The 13189-nt window shown below is 27.6% G+C and carries 8 protein-coding genes; 7 read left to right on the top strand and 1 reads right to left on the bottom strand.

The window, feature by feature from the left end; all coding sequences use genetic code 11:
• The first annotated feature begins 487 nt into the window (after positions 1 to 487).
• The 3 genes from hemB (at position 488) to ERUM_RS01485 (ending at position 4996) form a co-directional block, all read left to right on the top strand.
• Positions 488 to 1477, top strand: a complete 990-nt coding sequence (hemB, locus tag ERUM_RS01495; RefSeq protein WP_011154956.1) for a porphobilinogen synthase — start codon at positions 488 to 490, stop codon at positions 1475 to 1477.
• A 1265-nt stretch (positions 1478 to 2742) separates the two neighbouring features.
• The gene (gene nadE, locus ERUM_RS01490) at positions 2743 to 4284 is read left to right on the top strand and encodes an NAD(+) synthase (protein WP_011154955.1); all 1542 of its coding nucleotides are present in this window, start codon (positions 2743 to 2745) and stop codon (positions 4282 to 4284) included.
• A 502-nt stretch (positions 4285 to 4786) separates the two neighbouring features.
• On the top strand, positions 4787 to 4996 hold the full coding sequence (locus tag ERUM_RS01485) for a hypothetical protein (RefSeq protein ID WP_011256041.1): 210 nt from the start codon (positions 4787 to 4789) through the stop codon (positions 4994 to 4996).
• A 617-nt stretch (positions 4997 to 5613) separates the two neighbouring features.
• Here ERUM_RS01485 and mutS read toward each other — a convergent pair.
• Complete coding sequence (mutS, locus tag ERUM_RS01480) at positions 5614 to 7998, bottom strand: DNA mismatch repair protein MutS (protein WP_044148716.1); 2385 nt, start codon at positions 7996 to 7998, stop codon at positions 5614 to 5616.
• 220 nt (positions 7999 to 8218) lie between these two features.
• Here mutS and ERUM_RS01475 point away from each other — a divergent pair, with 220 nt between their 5' ends.
• From ERUM_RS01475 to ERUM_RS01460, 4 genes are all read left to right on the top strand, one after another.
• On the top strand, positions 8219 to 9277 hold the full coding sequence (locus ERUM_RS01475) for a hypothetical protein (RefSeq protein WP_011154953.1): 1059 nt from the start codon (positions 8219 to 8221) through the stop codon (positions 9275 to 9277).
• A gap of 11 nt (positions 9278 to 9288) precedes the next feature.
• Positions 9289 to 9630 (top strand): histidine triad nucleotide-binding protein, encoded by a 342-nt coding sequence (locus ERUM_RS01470; RefSeq protein ID WP_011154952.1) that lies wholly within the window; start codon positions 9289 to 9291, stop codon positions 9628 to 9630.
• A 358-nt stretch (positions 9631 to 9988) separates the two neighbouring features.
• On the top strand, positions 9989 to 10879 hold the full coding sequence (gene dapA, locus ERUM_RS01465; protein ID WP_011154951.1) for a 4-hydroxy-tetrahydrodipicolinate synthase: 891 nt from the start codon (positions 9989 to 9991) through the stop codon (positions 10877 to 10879).
• Positions 10880 to 11113: 234 nt separating this feature from the next.
• Positions 11114 to 12304 carry a phage major capsid protein gene (locus ERUM_RS01460; protein WP_044148627.1) on the top strand — a complete coding sequence of 397 codons (1191 nt, stop codon included), beginning with the start codon at positions 11114 to 11116 and terminating at the stop codon, positions 12302 to 12304.
• Positions 12305 to 13189 lie beyond the last annotated feature (885 nt).

Raw genomic sequence — 13189 nt, 5'->3', positions numbered from 1 at the left:
ATAAGAAAGACAATATAATAAAAAAAATACCAATGCTTTTTTCATCAATTATAAATACACTACTACCTTAACAAAACTAACTACTCCAATAATCCACTTTACTCTAAAAAAAGCCTATATATAAACTGTTGAAATTTGTAGCTTGACTACCTCCTACTTTACAAAAGTCAAGATTATTATATTACATTCTAACAAAGTTAACTTATTCTATTACCCACTTCTCACTTTTTAAAAATGAGATTACATTATATAGATACTACTTACTATTGGAACATTGCTTATTTGTAAATTCAATGCTTACTTTTAAATTGATCAATATAAAATTAAATAGGTGATACTGACAAAATCACTATTTATTTAATAATATTAGCAATAATACATATACCTCAGTTAAGTATATTCCAGACTCATTGTCATTTTGAAAGAATAATATTGATATTCAGTATCAAAAAAAATAACATACCTGTATAACAAAAAATAGAACAATATGCAATTTCCTACCACAAGACTAAGACGTAAACGCTCACATCAATGGTTACGCAATCTAGTAAGAGAAAATAATCTATCTGTAAATGATCTAATTCTTCCCTTATTCGTTCATGATGATGAAGGAGTATCAGAACCCATAAAACAATTACCAGATATTAAAAGATATTCTATCCCTGAATTGTTAAATGTAGTAGCACAAGCTGCAGATTTAGGAATAAATGCAATAGCACTATTTCCAGTAGTAAAAAACAATTTAAAATCTGAAAAGGCAGAGGAAGCATTCAACCCTAACAACCTCATATGTAGAGCAATAAAAACATTGAAAGACAACATTCCAAAAATAGGCATAATTGCCGATGTAGCACTAGATCCTTACACAATTTCAGGTCATGATGGAATTATCATAGATCAAAAAATTGATAATGATGCAACTGTAGCAACTTTATGTAAGCAAGCTTTAGTATTAGCAGCAGCAGGATGTGATATTATAGCACCTTCAGACATGATGGATGGTAGAATTAAAGAAATTAGAAACTCACTAGATAACTGTAATTTTCAAGACATCTGCATCTTATCTTACGCAGTAAAATATTGCTCAAGTTTTTACAAACCATTTCGTGAAGCTGTTGGATCATGCAAAACATCTAAAACTATAGACAAAAGTACTTATCAAGTAGATGCTGGAAATATCAACGAAGCACTTATTGAAGTACAAATGGACATTAATGAAGGAGCAGATATTGTTATGATAAAACCAGGGATGCCATATCTTGATGTGATCAAATCTGTTAGTCAAAAATATGAAATCCCCATATTTGCATACCAAGTAAGTGGTGAATACGCAATGATTAAAGTTGCTTCACAAAACCATTTATTAGATTACGATCAAGCTATATATGAATCTTTATTAAGCTTTAAACGTGCAGGAGCAAAAAGTATACTTACATATGCAGCTATGGATGTAGCTCTTATGATTTTAAATAATTAATTCTCAGATATACCACATGTATTATCTAGTAATACTATAAGGATATTTAGAGTACAATTCATTATAATTGCACTACAAAACTATCTGTTTAAATTACAACTTAGTTATGCATAGATTTATGTTAAGTATTTAAGTACAACACTCTACCACTTTAAATAATCCATAGCTTTGTTAATCCTATATATATTTAGCTTTTACATAATGTAATAAAAAACATATACATACCAAGCAATCTGTTTAAATTACAACTTAGTTATGCACAGATTTCTGTTAAGTATTTAAGCACAACACTCTACCACTTTAAATAATCCATAGCTTTGTTAATCCTGTATATACTTAGCTTTTACATAATGTAATAAAAAACATATACATACCAAGCAATCTGTTTAAATTACAACTTAGTTATGCACAGATTTACGTTAAGTATTTAAGCACAACACGCTACTACTTTAAATAATCTATAGCTTTATTAATCCTATATATATTTAGCTTTTACATAATGTAATAAAAAACATATACATACCAAGCAATCTGTTTAAATTATAATTTAGTTATGCATAGATTCACGTTAAGTATTTAAGTACAACACATTACCACTTTAAATAATCTATAGCTTTATTAATCCTATATATATTTAGCTTTTACATAATGTAATAAAAAACATATACATACCAAGCAAGATTGATAATGTAAAAGTACATTTTACTACTATAGCAATATCTTACCTTATCATATTCTTATATAGATTAGATAAATACCTAAATATGCATATAAAAATTAAAAACGCATCACAGCATCATCATACATGATAACTAAGTTATGTAAAAATCCCAATTAAGTGCTAAATACATAGCAACAAAAAAATATTTTAAAATATTTACTATAGCTAATATCAATAAAAAAAATAAATTAGCTTGCTATCAACTCTTTCATATATCTACTTACATAAGATATCTTAAATATCAACATATATCTTCAGAATATAGAAAATACATTACATACTATAAAATCATTTGTAATATAAAAAACAAGCATAAACATATCTTAATAAATAACATAGTAATTTACATATCTTATTACCATGGGCATAATATCAATATAATTCAAAAAAACAGCTACTTTAGTTATTATTGATGTAATTTTATTTAAAATAAAATTATTACTGATAATATTATCATAGATATATTTTTCTATAGTATAGAAACTATAATAAACTACTGTAATAAATACATACTAAATATTAACACTAAACTAAACCATAATTTATGAATAAGTTATCAATTTTTATTTCTCAACTCAATTATATACCAGAAGATCCTAATTATAATTATAATAAAATCTTAAAATCATATAACAAGTCAACAAGTTTATCAGCTGATATAGCAATATTTTCACGATATGCAATTTCAGGATATATACAAAACATTCCAACTTTATCCAAAGACTTTTTTAATCAATGCTCAAATATTATTGAAAAATTAGCAATACATACCAAAAAACATAATACAGCAATACTTATTGGTAGTATAAAAGAATTTAACAATATAATACACGAAACTATCTACTTAATAAAAAATGGTATAATTACAGAACTTGTAACATTCATAACAAATACTTTACATGCAATTATTCCTACTACTTTTTCAATCAATAAAACAATATTTACACTATATCCTATATCAGAAGAATTAGAATTACCCATACATTCAGAAAATACTATATTATTAATCATGGATAATACTCCATATACTCAAAATACCAATATACGACATGAGGCAATTGTAAAACTAACACACAACAAACATGTAGTATATATAAACCAAATAGGTGGATATAATAGTGTAGTTTTTCATGGAAAATCCTTTTTTACTTTTAATAATCAATATAACTTTTTAAATACATGGGAAGAAGATAGTAAAATTTTCAAAGCAGATTCAAGAAAAAGTAACTATAACAATGCTGTTGTATATAGCGATAATAATATTAGATCAGATTATCAAGCACTTATGCTTGCATTAAAAGATTATGTACAAAAAAATTCTATGACCAAAGTGATACTAGGGTTATCAGGAGGAATAGATTCTGCACTTGTAGCAACAATTGCTGCAGATGGATTAGGACCAGCCAATGTTCTTTCATTTATGTTACCAACAAAATATACATCAGAAACTAGCATGATTGACGCTCAAGAGTGTGCTACAAGATTAGGAATTTCCTATAATACATTATCGATAGAAACAATATTTCAAACTTCACTTACAATTCTTAACAACATTTTTGCTGGCACACAAGAAGATATAACCGAAGAAAACTTACAATCCAGAATTCGGGGATTAATCTTGATGGCATTAAGTAATAAATTTAAACTGATGTTATTATCAACAGGTAATAAATCAGAATCATTAGTCGGATATGCAACACTATATGGAGATATGTGTGGAGGATTTGCTCCAATAAAAGATATATACAAAACTAGGGTATATGAATTAAGTCAATGGAGAAACAAAAACATACCTATAAATAGTTTATGTAAGAATACAGATATTATTCCATACCGTATAATAACAAAACATCCATCTGCTGAACTACGTTACAATCAAATAGATCAAGATACATTACCTGCTTATGCTATATTAGACTCAATTCTCACATTATTAGTTGATCAACGTCTTTCTATAGAAGAAGTTATTAATAAAGGTCATAGTAGTAAAAATGTAAATTATGTAGCACATTTAATCAAAAAATCTGAATTCAAAAGGAAACAAGCCCCTACAGGATTAATAATAACTCATCCACATAATAAATGACTTCTCAAGTAAAATAATAGTTTAAAATAACACGTAACAGTAGATTTTAACAAAAACATATCATAGCACTATGTAATACAAATAATACTTAATTTTTTTAACTACAAATCTTATTCGATTTTTTCACTATTAAATTGCATTACTAATATGTTGAAACATAACTCTATACTAGCCTAATATATTTATTACACACTTACAAATCCAAAGTTATAAATCTTTTTTTGATGGAAATAATAAAGGAATATTTTCTATAATCAGAGAGTCGTAAACGTTCATCTGACAGCCGTATGACTTTATATATAGACCTTGCATTAGTTTTACAAACAACCATTTTAGTTTGTAAGCATATAATAATTAATAAATCAAAACAATAGTTTTTGTTATGTTAACTTCCTGAATATTTTATAATCACGAGAAATTATGTATACACTCATAAATTTGTAGGAAGAGGGATTATGCAATAAAAACTTATACATAAGACATATATTATTTAATTAGAGTTGTGAGTAATAAACAAGTTGTAATGGTTAATATTAGAGTGTCTTTGGTGTGTAGAATTTGTATTAACGTTTATGATTCTCTGATTATAGAAAATATTATTAAGCCTCTTGGCTTTAGTATAGTAAATGAACCATCAGAAAGAGATAATGATGGAACGCCATTTAAGATAACTGATATATGGTATGTTTTTTTATTATTGCCAATTTGTTAAAGATGCTGTTATAGTTGAGCTAATGGTTTTTAAGAGATACCAGAATAATCAATAAACTGTTTTTCCTAAATTTTCTATGTAATGTCCAGAAATGTCTAAGTTGTATCATAGTTTGATATATTGTTACTGTTAATTTGTATAAAGATTACATTATGATAGAACTAGATATTTTACAGTACTGGCTTGTTTATTGGTATTTAAGTAATCTATCTCAATAATAAATTGCAACCAATTATATTGACATGGTGTGATAGTTAATGATTTACGATAGAATAGATGTTCAATAAATACCAGTTTATTTATTGGTATGAGAAGTATAGTATTTGGAGTTAAAGTACTAATGTTTGACTAGTAAATGCTTAACTTAAGTTTTTATACCGTAAATATATAATATATTTGTAGACAAAATTAAATTTTAACAGTTTTTTGTTAGGAAAAGATAAATTGATATTTTATAATGTTTACATCGTACAAAAGATTAGGTATTAGGTTTTTTATTTTAGTATATAACATATTTTTAGTAGTGGAAATATACAATATAGTACTTAAAAGCTAAATTATTTATACATCAAAAATCAGACGTAAAAACCAGTATATTAAATAACCATTACTACTTATTAAGTTAATAAATCTTCATTTGTTTTTAATTTGTCCATTAAGTATTCTGCCCTATTAACAACCGACTGTGGAAAACCTGCAAGTTTTGCTACATGTATTCCATAAGACTTATCGCTTGCACCAGGTATTATTTCATGTAAAAACACTACTTTCCCATCCCATTCTTCTACTTTCATGCAAAAACACTTTATATGTTTTAAATACTTATCTAATTTTGATAACTCATGATAATGTGTTGCAAAAATAGCTCTACTCTTATTAACATTATGGATCTGCTCAATAACTGACCATGCAATAGATAAACCATCATATGTTCCTGTACCTCTACCAATCTCATCAAGTATTACAAAAGATCTTTCAGTAGCTTGATTAATTACTGCAGCAGTTTCTATCATTTCTACCATAAATGTAGAATATCCACAGACAATATTATCAGATGCACCTACTCTACTAAATACTTTATCAATCACTCCTATATGAGCATATTCAGCAGGAACAAACGACCCAATATGAGCTAAAATGCCTATTAATGCATTTTGTCTCAAAAAAGTACTCTTACCTGCCATATTAGGACCAGTAATTAGATGCACTCGCTGTTCTGATGAAAGATTAATATCATTTGCAATAAATTTACCATTTCGCTCAACTACAGGATGCTTACCTTTTTTAATATTAAACTCATAACTATCATCAATGATAGGTTTACTATAAGAATATTGCACAGCTAACTCAGCAAAAGAAGTTAACATATCTATTTCAGCAATAGTATGAGCAGTAATAGTTATTTTATCCGCATATTTAATAACATCTGAACATAACTGACCAAAAATCTTGATTTCCAAACTAATAGATGCATCTTTTGCAGATATTATTTTGCTTTCTAACTCTTTTAACTCAGTAGTTGTATACCTGACATTATTAGCTAGACTTTGCCTATGGATAAAATTCTTATCATCAATTAAATGATTCGATGAAACTTCAACATAATACCCTAAAATGTTATTATATAATATTTTCAGGCTTTGGATATTAGTAATATTGCGATATCTATCACGTAACTCCTGAATCAGCTGATTACTACACTCCTGAATATATATGTATTCAGATAATTGAGCATCACACTCAGGATTAATAAATCCACCATCCTTTACACTACTTACACTATTTTGTAATAGTGAATTATTAAGAATACAAATTAAATCTTCATACCTTCCTAATCTTAAACAAAATTCACTAATAATATCAATATTGAACTTACATAACAATTCAACTAATTCACAAGTTTTCTCTAACGTCAATTTTAAAGAATACAAATCTTTAGGGGAACACCGTGCAATTTTCACTCGTGTTAAAATACGCTCTATATCTGCAATACCTCGCAATACTTGTCTAACACTTTTGTACAAATTTTGATTATTAACAAAAAATTCAACAACACTCAATCGACGATTTATAGCATCAGCAGATGCAAGAGGAGCTGATAAGCACCTTTTTAATAATCTTCCACCAGATGCTGTAACAGTAAAGTCTATAGATGCAATCAACGATCCTTCTAATTCTCCAGATTGAGTACTAAACAATTCTAAATTACGTAATGCTGCAGCATCAATAAACATAAAATCACTCTGTACATATGCTTTTGGAAATCCTAACTTAGGTAAACTACCTTTTTGTGTTGCTATTACATACTCCAATAAAGAACCACATACAGAAATTTCTACACCTTTTAGATCACCTAATCCCTTTAAAGTAGATACACCATATACATTACATAATGTATTATAAGCTCTGTTTTCGTCAAAAAAACTACTTGAATACTGAGTTATAGAAAACCTATATTTCTTGATAATAGAATATACTGCTTCTATTTCTAATAAATCATCAGCAACCAAAAGTTCTTTAGGACCAATACGTAACAAATCACTATCAAGTTTACTGATATAAGTCATATGATAACAAAACAATCCAGTAGATAACTCTAACCATGCAATTGCACAACTATCTTTAATCATTACTATACAAGCTAAGTAATTACTTTCCTTTGCTTCAAGTAAAGAATCTTCTACTATAGTACCAGGAGTAACAATTCTCACAACATCACGCTTTACTAAAGATTTATATCCTCTTTTCCTAGCTTCTTCTGATGTCTCTAACTGTTCACAAATTGCTATTTTATAACCCAACTTCACCAGTTTATTTAAATAGGTCTCACTACTATGAAAAGGCACACCACACATAGGTACGTTACCTTTTTTAGTTAATACTATATTTAATATCTTAGATGTTTTTATTGCATCATCAAAAAACAATTCATAAAAATCACCTAATCTATAAAATAACAAATACTCTTTATACTGTTGCTTAAGTGTTACATACTGTTGCATGACAGGAGTAATACTGTTACTATTAGTCACCTTTTACCTATTATTAACTTTTATCATACATTATATACCTCATAAATAAATATGAAAATATAATGAGTATTTATAAAATTTAAGTACACTTATCAAATCAAAATATTAATAATACATAATGACATATTACAAATCGTAATGTATAATTATTCTGTATTAGTTTTATCTAGACATTAATTATGGTATCATAATGCTTTCTTTTCTCAAGAAAGGTGCAGCAGTTGTTTTTAAAGTAGCTACTACACCAGTCACTACTAAATCACCACATAAAGAAAGCTTAGGTAAAATTATTCAAGGTTTTTTACCAAGTAAAAATGCTCCTGAAAAACATTTTGATCTACAAATACAAGATCATAATTATAAAGCAGGTATTGAATTACCAGCATCAACAAGAATACCAGGACATCAAGATGAAGTTACAGTAAAAGTACCAAACTACAAGATACCTGTTCAATCTTTACAAAAATTTGCAGCATGGCAAGAACAAGATAAAGAAGGAGATATAGAAGAGACTAAAAGCGGTATTGCACAATCAATGTTAGATCCATCTCGAGCAGCTAGAGAATTGTTAAAAAGCCATGAAGCAGATTCTAATTTTCAGAAATTAAAGGAATTAGATGCAATACTAAAAAAAACAGGTGGAAAACTTACTGTAGAATCCAAGCCAGGTAGTTATAAACAGCGCTTAAATATAGAAATAGATGTATCTAATAAGTCTTTAGAAGAGATAGAAAATGAAGTCAACAATGCACTCAAGGCCTTGGGAATACGTGACAGTAAATTAGTAAAAAGTTCTGCTTTACGTCTTTATAAATCCTCACTCGATCCAAAAGTTACTTCAGCCGATATCCATCCTAAAGATACCACTAGTAAAGAAGAACCAGAATCTGACAAAATCAGCTCCGCAAGTCCATCAGCTCCTACAAAAGACGCTAGTGAGTCCATAGAAAGATTTGATCCTGAATCAGAAATAGTAAGTAACAGATTTTCACTTACAAACCCTAAAGACATGCCTTATACGAGAAGTCCTCTACAAAGCTCACAAATGTTACAGCAGCTTCAAAACCAAATACTGATGCAGAGTAGTCCTCCTCCATCACAACATTTTTCTATCCCTAGTAGTATACAAGCAGCTGTTGATGGTATAGCACAAGATTTATCGAGTACTATTTCTGATGCACCAAGCAATACTACAGGAGCTAATAGCAAAGGTAAGTCATCAAGTAGCCAAGGAAAAGTGCATAGGTAGATAATAAGACGATGAATAATCTTTATGATAATAATAATGTTTTTGCAAAAATATTAAGGAAAGAACTTCCATGTGATATAGTATATGAGGATGAATTAGTACTAGCATTTCATGATATATATCCTCAAGCCCCTATACATATTTTAGTTATTCCAAAAAATAAACATATTTCATTTGATGATTTTATTGATTCTTCGCCTGATATTATACACTTCTTTTCTATAGTAAAAAAAATCACTCATAAATTTCAACTCAATAAAAACGGTTATAGGTTAGTTACAAATCATGGAAAAGAAGGTGGACAAGTAGTTCCACACTTTCATGTACATATTTTAGGTGGTAAACAGCTTTAAATTTTATCTCAACTCTCTTTTTTAATTAGTTATACTACTATCCGATCTATACACAAAAATTAATCGTATTCTAACATATTACAACTTATGATTAATAATAAAACTAATAGTATACTAATATAATTCAGACATATGCTTAATAAAATCACAAGTTACATAAGTATTATGTACAACAGCCTTATACAAAAAAAAGATACACATTAAGCTAGTATATTATGTGATAATCTATGATCAATCATATAAACAATAATATTCAACTAAACAAAGTAATAAATCTCTATTGACAAAGTTTACAATAAAGACAAATATGAATTAATAAACTAGTATATTATTGATTAAAAATATTGAGGTACTACAGATGAACAGTGAGAAATTTAAAGGTGTATTTACTGCACTTGTTACACCGTTTAAAAACGATTTTTCTGTAGATCAAGATGCATTTACTCAGCTTATTGAGTATCAGATTAGCAATAATGTTCATGGTTTAGTACCATGTGGCAGTACTGGAGAAAGTACAACTTTAACTTTTGAAGAATACTGTGAAATAATAAAACTATGTATTAAAACTACAAATAACAGAGTTCCAATAATAGCTGGTTCAGGTTCATGTTCTACACAAGAAACAATTAAACGTACATTATTTGTTAATTCCTTAAATGTAGATGCAGCATTGGTAGTTGTTCCATATTATAATAGACCAACTGATGAAGGAATATATCAACACTTTAAGGTAGTACATGATGCAACTAATATTCCTATCATTATATATAATATCCCAAAAAGAACTGGAGTAGATGTAAGCGATACATTACTTGCACGTATCTTATCTTTACCTAGAGTAATAGGAGTGAAAGATGCAACTTGTGATATAAGTCGGCCACTGAATTTAAAAACATTGGTACAGAAAGATATAGTTCTGTTCTCAGGAGATGATTTTACATGTTTAGCATTCAATTCTCATGGTGGTTCTGGATGCATATCTGCTGTTTCAAATGTAGCACCTAAAATATGTTCAGATATGCAAAGTGCTTTCTTTTCCAATAATATAAAAGAAGCTATAGAAATAAGTAAGACAATACTTAAATTATCACAAGCATTATTCTGTGAATCTAACCCATCACCAGCAAAATATGCTTTGAGCTTAATTACAGAATATATATCTCCAATAGTAAGATTACCATTAGTAGAATTAACTCAAGAGAATAAATTAAAAGTTGAAAATACATTAAAAGAGCTAGGATTTATCTAAAAAAAATATCATTTCAATTAAAGCTATCATTATATAGCATAATTATAGTAATGTTTGTGTGTTACTTCATTAGATAATATGCTTGACATAATATATTATAATAAAATACAATTAGCTTATAAACTTCACAGCAATCAATAAATTCCTTAAAATTATATTCTAATTACTTTCTTTTGATTCATACGTGCTGTGATATCTCATTATATAATCATAATTCATAAAAACGGAGTAAGTATGACAATACCAATGTCAGAAATTCAAGAATCTCTAAACCATCTCACATCTTCATGGGAAGAGTTCAAAACATTAAATGAAGAAAAACTGCTAGATATCAGTAAAAAAAGTGCTCTATATCCTTCCATATTAGAAAAACTAGAAAAAACAGAAACTATAATTGAAGAACAGAATGAACGTTTAGATATGCTAGAAACATTATCACAGCGCCCAATGATGTATGACGAAAAAAATCATAACCTAGATTATGACTACAAAATGTTTACAGAATACTTGTATAAAGGTAGTACCCCAGAATCACATCCTATAACTCAAATACCATCTTTAAACGAATCATACTTCATCCCAAAAAATGTATCGTATTATATAGATAAAAATTTGACAAAAAACTCAGTAATGCGTCAACTATGTTCTATAGAAAAAATATCTGGTGATAGCCTAGATTGTTTTGTAACAAATAACGACAAAACATCTGTAAACTGGAGAGCAGAACACAAAACCGAAAATATTCAACAATCATTACCAGAAGTTAATAAGCACACCATAAATCTACATGAATTATATGCTCAACCAAAAATTACAAAAAAATTACTGGAAGACTCTTCAATAGACATGGGTAAATGGTTAATAGATCATCTAATAGATGCTTTTAGTAGAACAGAAAATGCAGCTTTTATATCTGGAGATGGAAATGGTAAACCAAAAGGCATTATATCATATACAGATGACTCACACACGATAACATCTACCAAGATTGACAGTGATACAATCATAAAACTTTATTATTCTCTTGATGAATATTTTGCTGCAAAAGCAGTGTTCTTAATGCACAGAAGTGTACTACAAGAAATTAGGTCTATTAAATCTCCTTCAGGACAATATCTTTGGTACCCAGGATTAAATACTGGATCTCCAGATACATTAATGGGAATACCAGTATATCAAACATCAGATATGCCAGCATTAAGTTCAATCCTACAATCATCAGATATTCCAAAACCAGCTATAGTACTTGCAGATTTCAAAAATGCATACAAAATAATTGAAAATCGTGATATTAGAATACTAAGAGATCCTTTTACAGACAAACCTTTTGTAACATTTTACACCACAAAGCGAGTAGGTGGAGGAGTAATTAATAGCAGTGCTATGAGAATATTACAAATCAATAATACAGAAAAATCAGATTAATATAAATAATAAATATTTAACAATACCAGAACAAATATTTCCTATTTTTTTACATGGTACACATATGTGTATAGCATTTTATACAAGACATAACAAGATATATCATATGTGTATCATATAATAATTACCTTTTATCCTAACAATAACTTCAATACAGAATATTTCTTATTAACAACATAATGTATATTAATTGCATAGTTTTTTAATAAGATTACAACTAGTATATTATATCATATATTTAACATACATATAATAACATTAAAATTTACACTACTATAGATCTTTACATTAAATCATAGAACCTCAGACAATAACTAAACATTTAATATAGTAACTATTTATTCAATATAAAATCAGTTCTACGATCGTATTACTATATTCTTCTACACAAAATAGTATTACTCTATCAATAAGCTATTTTAGGTAAGTAACATTACTATGCATATAGTTATATTTAACATCACTTTTGAGTACTAAACATAGATTTCAATATAAAATTGTACTAATTTTCTTCTATATTTATTTGAAAATCGTAAACTACTATTAATACAATCATTAATATCAATATTGAATTTTTTTTACATACAAATATTAATTATAACTTATTAATACATGTTATGATACTTATTAGTATTACCTCCTTATATAATGTATAAGATTCTTATACATATCTTATGCATAGCACAATTAAAGTATTTTTAGTATAAATATCATTTGTTATTACTACTGTCTTAAACACAAGTATTTCTTTCTCACTACACAATTTATTAAAAGTTTACTCTGCAATAAAATTATCACTTTGATTCAAAGATATGAAATATATAAATCACCTGTGTGCAATAAATACTTGTTTACTACTATTATACATACTGTATATCAGTATTT

Source organism: Ehrlichia ruminantium str. Welgevonden (genome assembly GCF_000026005.1).
Taxonomy (GTDB): Bacteria; Pseudomonadota; Alphaproteobacteria; order Rickettsiales; family Anaplasmataceae; genus Ehrlichia; species Ehrlichia ruminantium.
Note: the sequence above shows the minus strand (reverse complement) of the source record. Positions and strands in the feature narration are given on the sequence as shown.

Bases quoted from the DNA above. Each gene is read 5' to 3' on its own strand.
- ERUM_RS01470 (WP_011154952.1), top strand. From the start codon at position 9,289: ATGAATAATCTTTATGATAATAATAATGTTTTTGCAAAAATATTAAGG.
- dapA (WP_011154951.1), top strand. From the start codon at position 9,989: ATGAACAGTGAGAAATTTAAAGGTGTATTTACTGCACTTGTTACACCG.
- hemB (WP_011154956.1), top strand. From the start codon at position 488: ATGCAATTTCCTACCACAAGACTAAGACGTAAACGCTCACATCAATGG.
- ERUM_RS01475 (WP_011154953.1), top strand. From the start codon at position 8,219: ATGCTTTCTTTTCTCAAGAAAGGTGCAGCAGTTGTTTTTAAAGTAGCT.
- mutS (WP_044148716.1), bottom strand. From the start codon at position 7,998: ATGCAACAGTATGTAACACTTAAGCAACAGTATAAAGAGTATTTGTTA.
- ERUM_RS01460 (WP_044148627.1), top strand. From the start codon at position 11,114: ATGACAATACCAATGTCAGAAATTCAAGAATCTCTAAACCATCTCACA.
- nadE (WP_011154955.1), top strand. From the start codon at position 2,743: ATGAATAAGTTATCAATTTTTATTTCTCAACTCAATTATATACCAGAA.